General features: G+C 65.0%; 16 protein-coding genes. 9 read left to right on the top strand and 7 right to left on the bottom strand.

What is annotated here, in order from left to right; translation table 11 throughout:
* Window positions 1-7 precede the first annotated feature (7 nt).
* Window positions 8-814, top strand: a complete 807-nt coding sequence (locus tag AC0V2Y_RS23820) for a head GIN domain-containing protein (protein ID WP_475414514.1) — start codon at window positions 8-10, stop codon at window positions 812-814.
* A gap of 13 nt (window positions 815-827) precedes the next feature.
* Here the strand turns inward: AC0V2Y_RS23820 and AC0V2Y_RS23815 are convergent, their stop codons facing one another.
* Window positions 828-2,069 (bottom strand): TIGR03862 family flavoprotein, encoded by a 1,242-nt coding sequence (locus tag AC0V2Y_RS23815; protein WP_475414513.1) that lies wholly within the window; start codon window positions 2,067-2,069, stop codon window positions 828-830.
* Between the two features lie 154 nt (window positions 2,070-2,223).
* Here AC0V2Y_RS23815 and AC0V2Y_RS23810 point away from each other — a divergent pair, with 154 nt between their 5' ends.
* Entirely contained in the window at window positions 2,224-2,457 is a 234-nt protein-coding gene (locus tag AC0V2Y_RS23810; protein WP_475414512.1) for a hypothetical protein, read from the top strand.
* A 42-nt stretch (window positions 2,458-2,499) separates the two neighbouring features.
* Here AC0V2Y_RS23810 and moaD read toward each other — a convergent pair whose 3' ends face one another.
* From moaD to thrC, 3 genes are read right to left on the bottom strand one after another with little or no spacing between them, the layout of a single operon-like run.
* Complete coding sequence (gene moaD, locus AC0V2Y_RS23805) at window positions 2,500-2,754, bottom strand: molybdopterin converting factor subunit 1 (RefSeq protein ID WP_475414511.1); 255 nt, start codon at window positions 2,752-2,754, stop codon at window positions 2,500-2,502.
* A 10-nt stretch (window positions 2,755-2,764) separates the two neighbouring features.
* On the bottom strand, window positions 2,765-3,991 hold the full coding sequence (locus tag AC0V2Y_RS23800; RefSeq protein WP_475414510.1) for a molybdopterin molybdotransferase MoeA: 1,227 nt from the start codon (window positions 3,989-3,991) through the stop codon (window positions 2,765-2,767).
* Window positions 3,991-5,472, bottom strand: coding sequence for a threonine synthase (thrC, locus tag AC0V2Y_RS23795; RefSeq protein WP_475414509.1), 1,482 nt, complete (start codon window positions 5,470-5,472; stop codon window positions 3,991-3,993). Before thrC ends, AC0V2Y_RS23800 begins: the two co-directional genes overlap by 1 nt.
* Before the next feature lie 288 nt (window positions 5,473-5,760).
* Here thrC and AC0V2Y_RS23790 point away from each other — a divergent pair, with 288 nt between their 5' ends.
* Entirely contained in the window at window positions 5,761-6,501 is a 741-nt protein-coding gene (locus AC0V2Y_RS23790; RefSeq protein WP_475414508.1) for an AAA family ATPase, read from the top strand.
* Window positions 6,502-6,658: 157 nt separating this feature from the next.
* On the opposite strand, the gene AC0V2Y_RS23785 is transcribed toward AC0V2Y_RS23790, so the two are convergent.
* The 3 genes from AC0V2Y_RS23785 to kbl are packed head-to-tail and all read right to left on the bottom strand — an operon-like array spanning window position 6,659 to window position 10,323.
* The gene (locus tag AC0V2Y_RS23785; protein ID WP_475414507.1) at window positions 6,659-8,059 is read right to left on the bottom strand and encodes an L-serine ammonia-lyase; all 1,401 of its coding nucleotides are present in this window, start codon (window positions 8,057-8,059) and stop codon (window positions 6,659-6,661) included.
* 51 nt (window positions 8,060-8,110) lie between these two features.
* A complete protein-coding gene (locus AC0V2Y_RS23780) occupies window positions 8,111-9,076 on the bottom strand; it encodes an NAD-dependent epimerase/dehydratase family protein (RefSeq protein ID WP_475414506.1) in 966 nt (321 codons plus the stop codon).
* Window positions 9,077-9,096: 20 nt separating this feature from the next.
* Entirely contained in the window at window positions 9,097-10,323 is a 1,227-nt protein-coding gene (kbl, locus tag AC0V2Y_RS23775; RefSeq protein ID WP_475414505.1) for a glycine C-acetyltransferase, read from the bottom strand.
* A 213-nt stretch (window positions 10,324-10,536) separates the two neighbouring features.
* On the opposite strand from kbl, the gene AC0V2Y_RS23770 reads away from it, so the two are divergent.
* From AC0V2Y_RS23770 to AC0V2Y_RS23745, 6 genes are all read left to right on the top strand, one after another.
* A complete protein-coding gene (locus AC0V2Y_RS23770) occupies window positions 10,537-11,112 on the top strand; it encodes a helix-turn-helix domain-containing protein (RefSeq protein ID WP_071323776.1) in 576 nt (191 codons plus the stop codon).
* Between the two features lie 169 nt (window positions 11,113-11,281).
* Complete coding sequence (locus AC0V2Y_RS23765) at window positions 11,282-12,208, top strand: STM4015 family protein (protein ID WP_475414504.1); 927 nt, start codon at window positions 11,282-11,284, stop codon at window positions 12,206-12,208.
* A gap of 15 nt (window positions 12,209-12,223) precedes the next feature.
* On the top strand, window positions 12,224-13,312 hold the full coding sequence (locus AC0V2Y_RS23760) for an STM4014 family protein (protein ID WP_475414503.1): 1,089 nt from the start codon (window positions 12,224-12,226) through the stop codon (window positions 13,310-13,312).
* Window positions 13,305-14,153 carry an STM4013/SEN3800 family hydrolase gene (locus AC0V2Y_RS23755; RefSeq protein WP_475414502.1) on the top strand — a complete coding sequence of 283 codons (849 nt, stop codon included), beginning with the start codon at window positions 13,305-13,307 and terminating at the stop codon, window positions 14,151-14,153. Before AC0V2Y_RS23760 ends, AC0V2Y_RS23755 begins: the two co-directional genes overlap by 8 nt.
* On the top strand, window positions 14,150-15,529 hold the full coding sequence (locus tag AC0V2Y_RS23750) for an STM4012 family radical SAM protein (RefSeq protein WP_475414501.1): 1,380 nt from the start codon (window positions 14,150-14,152) through the stop codon (window positions 15,527-15,529). Before AC0V2Y_RS23755 ends, AC0V2Y_RS23750 begins: the two co-directional genes overlap by 4 nt.
* Entirely contained in the window at window positions 15,523-16,410 is an 888-nt protein-coding gene (locus AC0V2Y_RS23745; protein ID WP_475414500.1) for an STM4011 family radical SAM protein, read from the top strand. The genes AC0V2Y_RS23750 and AC0V2Y_RS23745 overlap by 7 nt, the downstream gene beginning before the upstream one ends.
* The last annotated feature ends 74 nt before the right edge of the window (window positions 16,411-16,484 follow it).

The following is a 16,484-nucleotide window of genomic DNA, read 5'->3' as shown; positions in this document are numbered from 1 at the left end:
GGCTGCCATGAAACGCTTATTCAAAGTCGGCCTGTCCATGTTCCTGCTGGCCCTGGTCCTGATCGCCATGTCGTATGCGGCCCTGCGCGCCAAGGGAATCAGCAATCCCAGCAGCGCTGCCGGCCGCGCCGTGCGCAGCGAAATGCGCCCGATTGCCGCCAATATCACCAGCATCGACCTGGCCGGCCCCATCGACCTCGTGCTGCGCCGCGGCGCCACGCCATCGCTGAAGGTGAGCGGCGAGCAGCGGCTGCTGTCGAACGTCGACACGACGTCCGATGGCACGACCCTGCATATCGGCCCGAAAGGCATGCTGTTCCACCACCGCCAGCCGCTGCAGGTGGAGCTGGTGCTGCCAGCCCTCGTGCGCGTGGAAGTGCATGGCAATGGCGACAGCAAGATCACGGGATTTTCCGGCGACAGTTTTATCCTGGAGTTGACGGGCTCAGGCGACGTCAGCTTCACGGGACGCTACAAGCAGGTGCAGGCGACCGTCAACGGCAGCGGCGACCTCGACATCAATGCCGGCAACAGCGACAGCGTGGTGCTGGAAATGGTGGGGTCCGGGCGCATCGCCGCCAGCGGCAACACGAAATTCCTGCGCGCCGACCTGAGCGGCTCAGGCGACATCGATGCCGAGCACCTGGCCGCCGACAAGGCCAGCGTCAGCCTGCAAGGCTCGGGCCAGAGCACCGTCTTCGTGCGCGACGCCGCCAACCTGACCCTGCGCGGCAGCGGCGATATCCACGTGCACGGCAACCCGCGCCAGCGCGAGACCCAGAAAAGCGGGTCAGGCGATATCATCTGGCATTGAGGATGACGGTTCTCTAACGACTCTTTTCCAGCCACGCCACCGCCTGCTCGCCGGCTGCCTTGCCTTGCGCCAGGCAGGCCGTCAGCAGGTAGCCGCCCGTCGGCGCTTCCCAGTCCAGCATTTCCCCCGCCACGAACACGCCCGGCATGGCGCGCAGCATGCTGCCGTCGATGCCGTCGAAATCCACGCCGCCGGCGCTGCTGATGGCTTCATCGATGGGGCGCGCACGCTTGAGCGTGACGGGCAGCAGCTTGATGGCGGCCGCCAGCCTGGATTCGTCGGCAAAGTCGACCGCGCTCAGGCATTCGCGCAGCAAGCCCGATTTCACGCCCTTGATGCCCAGACGGCTGTTCAGGTGGCTGGACATGGAGCGGGAACCGCGCGGGCGCGTCACTTCCTCGAACACGCGTTCATGCGTGTGGTCGGGCGCCAGGTCGAGCCAGATGGTGGTGTGGCCGTCGCGCGCGATCTGCTCGCGCAGCGCGGCCGACAAGGCATAGATCAGGCTGCCCTCGACGCCGCCCGCCGTGATGACGAACTGCCCCTGGCGCTTGATCATGCAGTCATCCAGGTCGCGCGCCGAGATGGCCACCGTCGCCAGCGGTTCGCCCGCATGGCGGCTGCTGAAATGCTCGCTCCAGTCCACGTCGAAGCCGCAATTGGCCGGCGCCAAAGGCGCCACGGCCACGCCGCGCTCCTGCAGCAGGGGCACCCAGGCGCCGTCCGACCCGAGCCGCGCCCAGCTGCCGCCGCCCAGCGCCAGGATCACGGCATCAAAGGTGAAGCGGCGCTCGCCGTCCGGCGTGGCAAAGGCCAGCTGGCCATCCTGCCAGCCCGTCCAGCGGTGGCGCATGTGAAACTGCACGCCCGCTTCGCGCAGGCGGTGCAGCCAGGCGCGCAGCAAGGGCGCCGCCTTCATGTCCGTGGAGAAGACGCGGTTCGACGAGCCGACAAAGGTGTCCACGCCCAAGCCGTGCACCCAGTCGCGCACTTTTTGCGGGCCGAACTGGTCCAGCGCCGGTTTCACGCGGTGCGCCGGCCGGCCGTAGCGCGAGACGAAGGACTGGTAGTCTTCCGCGTGCGTGATATTCATGCCGCCGCGCCCTGCCAGCAGGAATTTGCGCCCCACGGAAGGCATGGCATCGAACAGCTCCACCCTGGCGCCCTGCTCGACGGCCGCCTGGGCGGCCATCAGGCCGGCGGGGCCGCCGCCGATGACGGCGATGTGGAAGGGAGAAAGGCTGGAATGGGTCATGGCATGCTGGAAGACGGTGAAAACCCCGGCATTTTAGTCGAGATCAGCCCAGCGGATGGCAAGAATGCCGAAAAATGATGCATACTGCGCGGACATGCCGCAGCGATCGGCACTTCGACTTCACGAGACAACGCGACGACAAGAGGAGAAACACATGGGCGCAGGATTCTGGATTTCCCGCTATTTGCTGGCCAGCTCGATCTTATTCATCATCCTCGCGGTGGTCGAATACAGCAAGGGCAGCCCCAGCCAGACCGACATCCTCAGCGCGCTGGCCTGGTCGCTGGTGGCGTCGGCCATCTTCATCGGCTCGAAATACTGGCGTTATCGGAAGGCCGTCGCCTGCGCCGCGTGCAGCGGGGACAAGCCAAAAGCCAAGTCGCGATAAGAAAATGGCCGCTTCAGCGGCCATTTTCTTGCGCGGACATGCTCAGCCGCCTGTCACGGGCGGGAAGAACGCCACCTCGTCGCCTTCAGCGATCACGGTATCGGCATCGCACATCACCTGGTTATGCGCCATGCGCAGCGCGCGGCCCTGCGCCAGCGCATATTCCCAGTTGCCGCCGCGGGCGATCAGGAGAGCTCGTACCTCGCCCACCGTCAGCGGCCCGGCTACTTCCAGTGCTTCCTGGCCCGTGCCCACCAGCTCGCGCACGCTGGCGAAAAAACGCAGATTGATCTTCATCGATACTTCCTTAGTACAGCAATTCGTTAAACGGGATAAACCGCAGCATGTCGCCGCGCGCGATCGACAGCCCCGGCGGGCAATCGATCAAGCCGTCGCCCCACACGGTGGACGTCAGCACGCCCGAACTCTGGTTGGCGAACAGTTCCAGCTCGCCGTCCTCATTGACCCTGGCGCGCAGGAACTCGTTGCGCTTGTCCGCCTTCAGCCGCTCGAACGCGGCCGGCAGCTTGTAGCTGCGCGGCGCCAGACTGCCCGCCACGCCTTGCAGGCGCAGGATGAAGGGGCGCACGAACAGTAAAAACGTGACGAAACTGGAGACGGGATTGCCGGGCAAGCCGACAAAGAAGGCGTCCCGCACCTCGCCAAACGCCAGCGGCTTGCCCGGCTTGACGGCGATCTGCCACATGTTCAGCCGCCCTTCCGCTTCCACGGCCGGCTTGATGTGGTCTTCCTCGCCCACGGACACGCCGCCCGAGGTGATGATCAGGTCATTGCCCTGCGCCGCCTGCCGCAGCACGGCTTTTGTCGCTTCCAGGCTGTCGGGCACGATGCCCAGGTCCGTGATCTCGCAGCCCAGGTTTTCCAGCAGGCCCCGCAAGGTAAAACGGTTCGAGTTGTAGACGGCGCCCGGCACCAAAGGTTCGCCCGGCATGGCCAGCTCGTCGCCCGTGAAGAAGACGGCCACGCGCAGCTTGCGCAGCACCGGCACTTGCGCCAGGCCCACCGAGGCGGCCAGGCCCATTTCCTGGCTGCGCAGGCGCCGGCCCGGGCCGAGGATTTCGCCGCCGGCGCGGATATCCTCGCCCTGGCGGCGCACCCATTCGCCCGCGTGCGGCACGTGGTTGACCGTCACCACGCCGTCAAGCACCGTGCACTGCTCCTGCATCACGACGCAATCGGCGCCGTCCGGGAGCAAGGCGCCCGTAAAGATGCGCGCGGCCGTTCCCGGCTGCAAGGGCTGGCCCACGTGGCCGGCCGCGATGCGCTGCGACACGGGCAGGCTGGCCGCGCCGCTGGCGCAGTCACTGGCGCGCACGGCATAGCCATCCATCTGCGTGTTGTCGCGCTCGGGCACGTTCAGGGCCGACGTCTGCGCGGCCGCCAGCACGCGGCCGTTGGCGCGCATGGTGTCGACCAGCTCCACTTCGGCCACGGGGCGCGCCGCGCCCAGCATGAAGGCTTGCGCCTCGGCCACCGACAGCATGGGTTTGCGTACTGTGCTGGCTTCTGTCATCACAGTCCCGTGTTCGAGGCGATATACGCCTTCATTTTTTCCACGTCGGCATCCATCACGACAAACTTCTGCGGCAAGTCTTCGATGTTTTCGAAGCCGGCCGGGCGTTCCGCGTCCACGCCCAGCGCTTCGAGGATGGTTTCGTTGAACTTGGCCGCCAGCGCCGTTTCCAGCACGATCATCGGCACGTTCGGCTCCAGGTGCTCGCGCGCCACCTTGATGCCGTCGGCCGTGTGCGTGTCGATGGTGATGCCGTAGTCGTCGGCCACGTCGCGGATGGTGTCGAGGCGGTCCTGGTGCGTGGACTTGCCCGACTTGAAGCCGTATTTGGCCACCAGCTTGAACTCGTCGCCATCGCTGCCAGGCTTGCCGGACAAGTCGAAGCCGCCATGCGTTTCCACTTTCGTGAACAGGGCGCGCACGCGCTCGCTGTCGCGGCCCACGAGGTCGTAGACGAAGCGCTCGAAGTTCGACGCCTTCGAGATATCCATCGACGGGCTGCTCGTGTGGTAGGTCTCGGCCGACTTGCGCACGCGGTAGACGCCCGTGCGGAAGAATTCGTCGAGCACGTCGTTTTCATTCGTCGCCGCCACCAGTTTCGAGATCGGCAAGCCCATCATGCGGGCGATATGGCCGGCGCAGATATTGCCGAAGTTGCCAGACGGCACCGTGAACGACACTTTTTGCTCGTTGCTGGTGGTGGCCGCCAGATAGCCGCGGAAGTAGTACACGACCTGCGCCACGACGCGCGCCCAGTTGATGGAATTGACGGTGCCGATCTTCTGTTTCGCCTTGAACGGCAGGTCGTTCGACACGGCCTTGACCATATCCTGGCAGTCGTCGAACACGCCTTCGACGGCGATGTTGTAGATGTTCGGGTCTTGCAGGCTGAACATCTGCGCCGTCTGGAACGCGCTCATTTTCTTGTGCGGCGACAACATGAAGACACGGATGCCCTTCTTGCCGCGCATCGCATATTCGGCCGCGCTGCCCGTGTCGCCCGAGGTGGCGCCGAAGATATTGAGTTCGGCGTCGTGCTTGGTGAGCGTGTATTCGAACAGGTTGCCCAGCAGCTGCATGGCCATGTCCTTGAAGGCCAGGGTCGGGCCGTTCGACAGGGCCTGCAGCATCAGGGTGGTCGATCCGCCCTTGACGACGTTTTCTTCGAGCACGCGCAGCGGCGTGATGTCGGCCGCGTTTTCGCCGGCGCGGGCGTTCTTGTAGACTGCCTTGGTATAGGTTTTCGCCGTCAGTGCCTTCAGGTCCGCGGCCGGGATATCGGTGGCGAACTTCTTCAGGATTTCGTAGGCCAGGTCGGCATACGACAATGTGCGCCAGGCATTGAGCTCGGCACCAGTGACTTGCGGGTAGTGTTCAGGGAGATACAGTCCGCCATCGGGGGCCAGGCCGCCCAGGAGGATGTCGGAAAATTGCTGCAGATTCGATGGCGCTTTGTCAGCGCGGGTAGACACGTAATGCATAGATTTGAAGAGTCCAGTTAAGCTGAGTGCGGTTGATCATGAATGGCAGCGGATATTATAGTGCCAGCCGCCGCCCAAGGCGAATCGCATGCGCACGCAGCCGTCCCGCGTCGCGCCCCTGTTGTCAAACAACAGCGCCGGGCAGAGGTGAAATCATTGTATTTTGGAAATTTTTGGTGATGCGGTCAACGTCCCGCATAAAGATGGGGCCGCGTACTGGCGCGTGCGCCTGATTTGCGCCACACTCGTACTTGTCGGCCCGCCTGCGGGTCATTCATGGAAGCGGTCATGTCGCTGAGTAAAAAACCGTATCTGCAAAGCGCCACGCTGCGCCCCGACGCCGTCGTCGACCTCGATCACTATCCCTTCACCATCCCCGCCATCCGCGACTTCGTGCACATGGACTTTCACCGCGACGTGACGTTCTTCGTGGGCGAAAATGGCAGCGGCAAGTCGACCATGCTCGAAGCGCTGGCCGTGGGACTGGGTTTCGGCAAGGATGGCGGCACGCGCAACGTGCGCATCGCCCTGCCCTCGGACGAGGAATCGGGCTTGCATGCGCACTTGCGCCTGAGCAAGAGCTATAAAAAACCCGAGGACAGCTATTTCCTGCGCGCCGAAAGCTTTTTCAACGTCGCCACCTACATGGACGAGATGCCCGAATACCTGGGCAGCTACGGCGGCAAGTCGCTGCACGCGCAATCGCACGGCGAAGCGTTCATGGCAACCCTGATCAACAAGCTGCGGGGCAAGGGACTGTATCTGCTGGACGAACCCGAGGCGGCCCTGTCGCCCAGCCGCCAGATGGCGGCTTTATCGGTGATCCACCAGCTGGTGCAGGACGACTCGCAGCTGATCATCGCCACCCACTCGCCGATTCTGCTCGCCTATCCGAACGCGAAAATCCTGATGTTTACGGGCGGCGGCATCCATGAAGTGGCGTATGAAGACACGGAACACTATGCCGTCACGCGCGATTTTCTGAATCACTACCCGCGCAGGCTGGAGCAGTTGTTTGAGGAGGAGTGAGGTGGTGGTTTGCTGCTTTGGTGATGTCGGCTTACTTATTTGGTGATGTCGGCTTACGCCCTGCGGGCTAAGCCGACCTACGCCGACCTGCGTTGCTTGCGTCATGGCGTAGGTCGGATTAGCGCTGCGCGCGTAATCCGACGCCGCCACCGGCGCATCAGCAAGCGGCGTGGTTGACGGTAATCACGTGGACGGCCAGGCCCCCCAAGGACGTTTCCTTGTACTTGTCCTGCATGTCCGCGCCCGTCTGGCGCATGGTTTCGATGACTTCGTCGAGGCTGACGAAGTGCGTGCCGTCGCCCTTCAACGCCAGCGAGGCGGCCGTGATCGCCTTCACGGCGCCCATGCCGTTGCGCTCGATGCAGGGGATCTGCACCAGGCCGCCGATAGGGTCGCAGGTCATGCCCAGGTGGTGCTCGATGCCGATTTCGGCCGCGTTTTCGATCTGCTCGTTCGTGCCGCCCAGGGCCGCCACCAGGCCGGCCGCCGCCATGGCGCAGGCCACGCCCACTTCGCCCTGGCAACCCACTTCGGCGCCCGAGATCGAGGCATTGCGTTTGCACAGCATGCCGATGGCCGCGGCCGTCAGCATGAAGCGGCGCACGCCGCCGACCGGATCGCTGGGGCGGCAATCCTGCGCGTAGTAGCGCAGCACGGCCGGGATGATGCCGGCGGCGCCGTTGGTCGGGGCAGTGACCACACGGCCGCCGGCCGCGTTTTCCTCGTTGACGGCCATCGCGTACAGGCTGACCAGGTGGACGGCGTCGTGCGGCAAGTCGTTGGCGCGGTTGTCCGACGCCTTCGCTTCCTGCGCCAATCGCCATAGTTTGGCGGCGCGGCGCTTGACGTTCAAGCCGCCCGGCAGGTTGCCCGTCGTTTCCAGGCCGTGCGCGATGCAGTCGCGCATGACGTGCCAGATGCGGTCCAGGCCTGCATCGAGCTCCGTCTCGCTGCGCTTGACGCACTCGTTCGCGCGCAGCATTTCAGGGATCGACAGGCCGCTTTCCACGCCATGCGCCAGCAATTGCTCCATGGTGTCGAAGGGGAAGACGACGCGGGCGGCAGCGGCCGATTCCACGGCCGCTTCGGCCTGGGCCTCGCCCGCCTCGCGGATAAAGCCGCCGCCGATCGAGTAATACACCTTGTCGACCCGGCTGCCGTCGGCCAGTTTCAGGGTAAAGCGCATGCCGTTCGGGTGCTCGGGCAGCGATTCGCTCTTGTGCCAGATCAATCCCGTGGCGGCCGTGAACGGCACCACGTGCGTGCCCAGCAGCGCGATTTCTCCGGCCGCCTCGATGGCGGCCAGCTTGCTGTCGACGGCATCGGGCGCCACGTCCTGCGGCGTCTCGCCCATCAGGCCAAGAATGACGGCCTTGTCCGTGGCATGGCCCACGCCCGTCAGCGCCAGCGAGCCATACAGGGCCGCCTCGACGCCCACTACCTGATCCAGCGGACCGTATTCGACCAGAAAACGCCGCGCCGCCACCATCGGCCCCACCGTGTGGGAACTCGACGGCCCGATGCCAATCTTGAACAGGTCAAATACGCTCATATCCATGTAGTGTCTCTTTGCTTGTGTTTTAGTTATCTATATAGTGGTCGTGGGAATTCAAGCCGCCTTGGCCGCCTGCCCCGCATCGACATTGGCCAGCATGTCCGTGACCATCTGCTCGACGCCGATCCGCGCCTTCCAGCCCCAGTCCGCGCTGGCCGTGCTGTCGTCCAGGCTTTGCGGCCAGCTGTCGGCGATGGCCTGGCGGCTGTCCGGCTTGTAGCTGATCTTGAAATCGGGGACCATGCGCACGATGGCTTTCGCCAGCTGCTCGGGGTTGAACGACACGCCGGCCACATTGTAGGAAGAACGGATCTTGATCGATGCCGCCGGCGCGTCCATCAGTTCGATGGTGGCGCGAATGGCGTCGGGCATGTAGATCATCGGCAGCGTGGTGTTCGCATCGAGGAAGCAGTCATAGCGCTCGCCGCGCAAGGCCGCATGGAAGATGGCGATCGCGTAATCGGTGGTGCCGCCGCCCGGAGGCGACTTGTAGCTGATGATGCCCGGGTAGCGGATGCTGCGCACGTCCACGCCATACTTGTTGAAGTAGTATTCGCACAGGCGCTCGCCGGCCAGCTTGCTGATGCCGTACATCGAGGTCGGGTCCATCACCGTCATTTGCGGGGTGTTCACTTGCGGCGTGTTCGGGCCGAAGGCGGCGATCGACGATGGCCAGAAGATGCGCAGCGGTTTGCCCGCCTCGCCGCGCTCGCGCGCCAGTTCCAGGATATTCAGCAAGCCATCCATGTTCAGGCTCCACGCCTTCAGCGGGGCCGCTTCGCCCGTGGCCGACAGCATGGCCGCCAGCTGGTACACCTGGGTGATGTTCTCGTCGGCGATGATCTTCGCCAGGCCGTCCTTGTCCAGCACGTTTAGTTGCGCGTAGCGCTTGGCCTGGTACAGATTATTCGTGCCGATGTCGCTGGCGATGACGTTGTCCGCGCCGTGCTGCTGCGCCAGCGCGCCCACCAGTTCACTACCGATTTGGCCGTTTGCGCCAATGACTAAGATGCGTTCCATGCTATTTTCCTGAATTCTTGTTAGTTGGTCGTGGTAGTGGTGGTCAGCAGACCCAGTTCCTTGCCGGCCTGCTCGAAGGCGGCCAGCACCTGCACCAGCTGTGCGCGGGTGTGGGCGGCGGACAGCTGCACGCGCACCCTGGCCTGGCCCATCGGCACGACCGGGTAGAAGAAGCCCGTCACCAGCACGCCCAGTTCATACAGGCGGGCGGCGAATTTCTGTGCCACGGGCGCGTCGAACAGCATCACGGGAACCACGGGATGGGTGCCCGGCTTGATGGTAAAGCCGATGCGTTCGATCTCGCTGCGGAAGAACGCCGTGTTGTCATGCAGGCGGTCACGCAGTTCCGTCGATTTGGCCAGGCGCTCCAATACCGACAGCGAAGCGCCGGCGATCGATGGCGCCAGGGTGTTCGAGAACAGGTAGGGGCGCGATTTCTGGCGCAGGGTGTCGATGACTTCCTTGCGCGCCGAGGTAAAACCGCCCATGGCGCCGCCCAGGGCCTTGCCCAGGGTGCCCGTGATGATGTCGATGCGGCCCATCACATTGTGGTGCTCGTGCGTGCCGCGGCCCGTCGCGCCCATGAAGCCGGAAGCGTGACATTCGTCGATCATCACCAGCGCGCCGTACTTGTCGGCCAAGTCGCAGATCTTGTCCAGTTGCGCGATCGTGCCGTCCATCGAGAACACGCCGTCCGTGACGATGACCTTGTGGCGCTTGCCGGCGGCAATCGCCGCTTGCAGCTGCACTTCCAGGTCGGCCATGTCGTTGTGCGCATAGCGGTAGCGGCCGGCCTTGCACAGGCGGATGCCGTCGATGATGGAGGCGTGGTTCAGCGCGTCCGAGATGATGGCGTCGTTTTCATCGAACAGGGGCTCGAATACGCCGCCGTTGGCATCGAAGGCCGCCGCGTACAAAATCGTGTCTTCGGTGCCCAGGAAGGCGGAAATCGCCTGTTCCAATTCTTTATGCACGGTTTGCGTGCCGCAGATAAAACGCACGGACGACAGGCCGTAGCCGTATTTTTGCGTGGCGGCAATAGATGCTTCCTGCGTCTGCAAGTCGCCGGACAGGCCCAGGTAGTTGTTTGCACACATATTGATCAGGGTACGGCCGTCGTCGCACACCACTTCAGCGCCCTGGCGCGAGGCGATCACGCGCTCCGGCTTGTACAAGCCTTGCTGGCGCAGTTGATCGAGGTTCTGTTGCAGACCGCTGAAAAAGGTGTTCTTCGCTTGCTCGCTCATGATGATCCTTGTGTGTCCCTGTTGTATGCGTGTTGTATTGGCCGTCATAGGGGAAAAGCCGTCGCTTGACCGGTGCGCGCGGTATGCTGTACCGTGAAGCGCTGTTTGAAGTCTACACGTTTCCGTGATTTCCTTCAAAATCCACTATTTCGAACTGAAATTCAATATAGTGGATATTACCCAAGCCTTTTGAACTTTGCAAGCCACCTGCCGATGAAAACCAGCGTTTCGACCAATTCTCCCCCTGAAGTGGGTGCCACCCTGCAACGGCTGCGCCTGGCGCGCGGCCTGACACTCGAGGATTTGTCGCGCATCGCGGGCGTCTCGAAGTCCATGCTGTCGCAGATCGAGCGCGAAAAAGCCAATCCCACCATCGCCATTACGTGGCGCCTGGCCAACGCCCTGGGCGTGCAGATCGGCGAATTGTTGTCGAGCGCCGAAAAAGCCGTGGAAACCATCCGCATCACGGATGCCCACGAAACCCCCACCCTGCCCGGCGACCACGCGGGCTACGTGCTGCGCATCCTGGGGCCGATGGAACTGGCCGGCAAATACGAATGGTATGAAGTGACCCTGGCGCCCGGTGGCGAACTGGCCTCGCAGCCGCACGACCCGGGCACCACCGAGCATTTGACGGTGATCCACGGCAACCTGGAACTGGAAGTGGGCGCGGCGAAGAAAAAGGTCAAAAATGGCGGCACGGCACGCTATCCGGCGGACCAGCCGCATATCATCCGTAATCTTGGGAAAACCGAGGGCAAGGCCCTGCTGGTGGTGATCCATCGATAAGGCACGCCTGCAGTGCGCAATATGTCCATATGGCTATGCTAAGATTTTAGTATAGACAAGATTTCCAGGCCTGGATGTCTTCGCAGAGCGTCGCGGCACATCCCGGCTCGTCCCTCCGCCACGCCGCGCGCGGCATCCAGGCCTCCACCGCCTACACGGAGCCACAGCGATGACCATTTCCGACAGCACCACCACCTTCCACAACAAGACAGTCGTCCAGTACGACCCGGACCTGCCATTCGACGCCTCGCCCGGCATCGTCTACCGCCTGTCGCTCGAATACGACGACAAGCGCAAGATGGACGAGCTGATCGCCGGCTTTCTCGGCAAGGCCGACAAGGGCGCGCTCGAAGCGCTGATCATCGGCATGTGGGGCGACCCGTACGAATCGGGCGCCGACGAGGTGATGGCCGCGCTGATCGCCCAGGCGCCGCAGTTGCCGAAGCTGCGCGCCCTGTTCATCGGCGACATGACGTACGAGGAATGCGAAATCTCGTGGATCGTGCAAGGCAGCTACAAGCCCCTGCTGGATGCCTTCCCGCTGCTGGAAGAACTGCGCATCCGCGGCGGCAATGAGCTCGTCATCGAACCGTTCGCGCACCAGCACCTGCGCCGCTTCACCATCGAAGCGGGCGGCCTCGATCAAAAGATCGCCGAGGCGCTGGCGCAATCGAGCATGCCGCAGCTGGAACACCTGGAACTGTGGCTGGGCACGGACGACTATGGTTTTTCGGGCGACGTGGACCTGTACCGCAAGGTGCTGGCGCAGCTGACCGTGCCCACCCTGAAATATCTGGGCTTGCGCGACGCGGAAATCGCCGACGACCTGGCCGTCTGGCTGGCCGAGGAACCGCTGGCGGCGCAACTCGATACGCTGGACCTGTCGCTGGGCACCATCGGCGACCTGGGCGCCGTGGCCGTGCTCAATCACACGCAGCTGGGCAAGTTGAAGCGCCTGGACCTGTCGCACCACTACATCTCGGAAGAAAACCAGGCCAAGCTGAAGGCGCTGCCCTTCGAGGTGGTACTGGACGACCCGCAGGAAGCGGACGAGGACGACGGCGAAAGCTACCGCTACGTGGCTGTCGGCGAATAAGCGGAGCTTCGCCCTTTGCACACGCAACTCACCCTGCTGGCGACACAGGGCAGCAAGCGCGTGCGCCTGATGCAGGCGGCGCGCGCCCAACTGCGCCTGCCGCCCGCGCAGGTGCTGGAATGGCGCGACTGGCTGGCGCAGCCTGCGCTGCTGCATGATGCATTGCGCCAGCCAGGCATATTAAAAATCGAGCCGCCCGGCGACGATGCCGCCGCCCATATGCTGTTGCTGCAGGCGGGCTGCAGGCTGCTGGAGCGTCCGCCGGTCGCTGCGCCCGAACACGGCGAGCTGCTGGCCATGGATGCATGGTTTGCCGGCTTTACGGCGGCCATGGCGTCCGTGGCGGCGCAACTGGCTGATTTGCCGCAAACGCGCGTGCTCAATGCACCGGCCGAAATCAGCCGCATGACGGACAAGCTGGCCTGCCAGCGCCACCTGGCCGCACACGGCATCGCCATTCCCAGCCTGCTCGGCCCCGTGCACGGCTACGAGCATCTGCAGGCGCTGCTGCACCAGCATGACCTGGACCGCGTCTACCTGAAACCGCGCTACGGCTCGTCCGCATCCGGCGTCGTCGCCTATCGCCGGAACAAGGCCGGGCGCCAGCAAGCCGCCACCTCGGCCGCCTTGTCGCGGGCGGATGGCCGGACGCGTTTGTTCAACGTCAAACGCATGGCGCGCTACGAGACGACCGCCGACATCGCGGCCCTCGTCAACGCGCTGGCCGCGCAGGAGCTGTATGCGGAAAGGTGGCTGAACAAGCCGCGCTGCGGCGACAGCCATTACGACCTGCGCGTGGTGACCGTGGCGGGCCAGCCCGCGCACCGCGTGGCGCGCATCGGACCGCAGATGATGACGAATCTGCACCTCGACAACCGGCGCGGCGACGCGTCCGGCCTGCTGGACGCAGCCGACCTGGCCGCGCTGGAGCAAACCGCCGCCCTGGCCGCGCGCGCCTTCCCCGCCAGCCACGTGACGGGCTACGACCTCGTCGTGCGCCACGGCCAGGCCCATGTGCTGGAGGCGAACGCCTTCGGCGACCTGCTGCCAGGCTTGCTGTGGCAAGGCATCGATACTTACACGGCGCAACTGGCCCATGCTTAAAGAAACACCGACCATTCCCGACATGCACGCCGTCGTCGGCAGTCACGACATCGTCTTCATCACGCTCGACACCTTGCGCTACGACGTGGCGCAAGCGCTGTACGAGGCGGGCGAATTGCCCGTGCTGGGGCGCTTCTTGCCGCCCGGCGGCTGGGAACGGCGCCACTCGCCCGCCACGTTCACGTATGCGGCGCACCAGGCCTTCTTCGCGGGCTTCTTGCCCACGCCGGCCGCGCCGGGCCGCCATCCGCGCCTGTTCGCTTCCGCCTTCGCCGGCAGCGAAACGACGTCGCCGCACACGTTTGCCTTCGAAGAAGCCGACCTGCCCGCCGCGCTGGCCGCGCGCGGCTACCGCACCATCTGCATCGGCGGCGTGGGATTCTTTAACAAACAGACGGCGCTGGGCTCCGTGCTGCCTTCGCTGTTCCAGGAAAGCCACTGGAGTGCGGGCATGGGCGTGGCCGGCCGCCATTCGACCGAAAAACAGGTGGCGCTGGCCATCGACCGCCTGGCGGACGGTGCACAGCACACCTTTTTATTCATCAACGTGGCCGCCCTGCATACGCCGAACCGCGCCTACCTGCCCGGCTGCCGCGCCGACAACCTCGACAGCCACGCGGCCGCCCTGCGCTATGTGGACGGCGCGCTGGCGCCCTTGTTTGCCGCCTGCGCCGCGCGCGCGCCCACGTTCGCCATCGTCTGCTCGGACCACGGCAGCGCCTACGGCGAAGACGGCTACCGCGGCCACAGGGTCGCCCACGACAGCGTGTGGAACGTGCCGTATGCGCACTTTTTCATCGCCCCCGATACCGATATACCTCCCAAGGAGTCCCCACCGTGAATCCATCCGAACAACCGGGCACCCTGGCGCAGCGCATGCGCCACACGCCCTACCAGGCGTATTCGTATTCCTACCCGCACAAGGCCGCCTACCGCGCCTTGCCGCAGGCGGCGCCCCTGGCGCCCCTGTGGGCGCGGCAGGACCGCTCCGCCCTCTTCGCCTACATCCACATCCCGTTTTGCGAGATGCGCTGCGGCTTCTGCAACCTGTTCGCCATGGCCCGCCCCGGCGCCGACATGGTCGAGCGCTACGTGCGGCAAGTGCTGGTGCAGATGCGCGCACTCAACGGCGCACTGGGCGAACGGCGCTTCGCCCGCTTCGCGCTGGGCGGCGGCACGCCCACCTACCTGTCGCCCGCGCAGCTGGACACCCTGCTGTGCGGCGCGCGCGACATCCTCGGCATCGACCTGCAGCACACGCCGGCCGGCATCGAAGCCTCGCCCGAAACCATCACGGCGGAACGCCTGGCGGTCTGCCGCGCGCATGGCATCGACCGCGTCAGCCTGGGCATCCAGAGCTTTGCCGCCGGCGAAATGCGCGCGCTGGCCCGCCCGCAGCAGAACGCCACCGTGCAGCACGCCATCGGCCTGATACGCGACGCCGGCTTTCCCACCTTGAACCTGGACCTGATCTACGGCATCGCGGGGCAAACCGTCGCCAGCCTGCTCGCGTCCATCGACAGCGCGCTGGCCTTCCGGCCCGAGGAAATCTACCTGTATCCGCTGTACGTGCGCGAGCAGACGGGTCTTGGAAAAGTGGCGCGGCGCCAGGGCGCGCAGTCGCTCAACCCCATCATGCTGGCGCGCGACGGCGACAGCCGCCTGGCCCTGTATGCGGCCGCGCGCGACCATTTGCGCGCCCAGGGATACGAGCAGGTGTCGATGCGCATGTTCCGCGCGCCCCACGCACCGGAACAAGACGGCCCTTCGTACTGCTGCCAGAACGACGGCATGGTGGGCCTGGGCGCAGGCGCCCGCTCCTACACATCGCGCCTGCATTATTCGAGCCAATACGCGGTGGCGCGGCTTGATACCATCAACATCATCGACAACTACCTGGCGCTCGACGAGGCGCGCTTCGCGCAGGCCGAACACGGTTACCAGCTCGATGACGAAGAACAGCGCCGGCGCTACGTGATCCAGTCGCTGCTGACGGAACCGGGCCTGGACCGCGACGCCTACGCGGCGCGCTTCGGCTCCCGCTGCGAAGCAGACCTGCCGCAGCTGGCCGAGCTGCACGCGCTGGAATTGGTGGAGGAAGACGGTCCGCTGCTGCGCCTGAATGACCGGGGCTACAGCTACGCCGACACCATCGGCCCCTGGCTGGCATCCGATACGGTGCGCGCGCTGATGGCCGAAGGCGGCCAGGCGTGCTGACAGCGCAAGCACCAACGCTGTCCCTGCTGTACCGGGGCACGCTATCGAGCTGCAACTACGCCTGCGGCTACTGCCCGTTCGCCAAGAAGCGCGACAGCCGCGCCACACTGGCCCGCGATGCGCGCGAAGTGGCGCGCTTTAGCAGCTGGGTGGCGGCGCAAGACCGGAACATCAGCGTGCTGTTTACGCCCTGGGGCGAAGCGCTGGTGCGGCGCCACTACCGGAACGCGATGCAAACCCTGGCCAGCCTGCCGCACGTGCGCCAGGTGGCGCTGCAGACGAATCTGTCCGGCCCCCTGGACTGGCTGGAGAACATGGACGGGCTGGAAAAGGTCGGCCTGTGGTGCACCTATCACCCGGACCAGACGACCTTGGCCCGCTTTCTCGCCCGCTGCGCGCGGCTCGATGCCATGGGCGTGCGCTACTCCGTCGGCGTCGTCGCCATGAACGAGCACCTGGAGGCCATCCGCGGCCTGCGCGCGGCCCTGCCCGCCCACGTCTATCTGTGGCTGAACGCCTACGACCGGCGTGGCCCCGGCTATTACAGCGAACAAGACCTGGCCGAACTGGACGCCATCGACCCGTGGTTCGCGCACAACCGCCGCCCGCCGCCCTCGCGCGGCAAACCGTGCCTGGCGGGCGAGACGTCGCTATCCGTCGACGGCGACGGCGAGCTGGCGCGCTGCCACTTCGTGCCCGAGCGGCTGGGGAATCTGTACGTGGATGAACTGGAAGACATGCTGCAGGAACGCTCCTGCCCCCGCTTCAAGTGCGATTGCTATATCGGCTATGCGCAGCGCAAGGATTTGCCGTTTCAGACGGTGTTTGGGGAGGGGGTGCTGGCGAGGATTGCGGAAGCAGGCCAGCGTAGGTCGGATTAGCGGCGGCACGCCACGTAATCCGACACATTGTTGGCGCTGGCGGTGTCGGATTACGCGCTGCGCGCTAATCCGAC

Source organism: Janthinobacterium sp. BHSEK, from assembly GCF_056174685.1.
Note: the sequence above shows the minus strand (reverse complement) of the source record. Positions and strands in the feature narration are given on the sequence as shown.

Bases quoted from the DNA above. Each gene is read 5' to 3' on its own strand.
- thrC (WP_475414509.1), bottom strand. From the start codon at position 5,472: ATGCATTACGTGTCTACCCGCGCTGACAAAGCGCCATCGAATCTGCAG.
- AC0V2Y_RS23820 (WP_475414514.1), top strand. From the start codon at position 8: ATGAAACGCTTATTCAAAGTCGGCCTGTCCATGTTCCTGCTGGCCCTG.
- kbl (WP_475414505.1), bottom strand. From the start codon at position 10,323: ATGAGCGAGCAAGCGAAGAACACCTTTTTCAGCGGTCTGCAACAGAAC.
- AC0V2Y_RS23785 (WP_475414507.1), bottom strand. From the start codon at position 8,059: ATGGATATGAGCGTATTTGACCTGTTCAAGATTGGCATCGGGCCGTCG.
- AC0V2Y_RS23790 (WP_475414508.1), top strand. From the start codon at position 5,761: ATGTCGCTGAGTAAAAAACCGTATCTGCAAAGCGCCACGCTGCGCCCC.
- AC0V2Y_RS23800 (WP_475414510.1), bottom strand. From the start codon at position 3,991: ATGACAGAAGCCAGCACAGTACGCAAACCCATGCTGTCGGTGGCCGAG.
- AC0V2Y_RS23815 (WP_475414513.1), bottom strand. From the start codon at position 2,069: ATGACCCATTCCAGCCTTTCTCCCTTCCACATCGCCGTCATCGGCGGC.
- moaD (WP_475414511.1), bottom strand. From the start codon at position 2,754: ATGAAGATCAATCTGCGTTTTTTCGCCAGCGTGCGCGAGCTGGTGGGC.
- AC0V2Y_RS23780 (WP_475414506.1), bottom strand. From the start codon at position 9,076: ATGGAACGCATCTTAGTCATTGGCGCAAACGGCCAAATCGGTAGTGAA.
- AC0V2Y_RS23765 (WP_475414504.1), top strand. From the start codon at position 11,282: ATGACCATTTCCGACAGCACCACCACCTTCCACAACAAGACAGTCGTC.
- AC0V2Y_RS23770 (WP_071323776.1), top strand. From the start codon at position 10,537: ATGAAAACCAGCGTTTCGACCAATTCTCCCCCTGAAGTGGGTGCCACC.
- AC0V2Y_RS23810 (WP_475414512.1), top strand. From the start codon at position 2,224: ATGGGCGCAGGATTCTGGATTTCCCGCTATTTGCTGGCCAGCTCGATC.
- AC0V2Y_RS23755 (WP_475414502.1), top strand. From the start codon at position 13,305: ATGCTTAAAGAAACACCGACCATTCCCGACATGCACGCCGTCGTCGGC.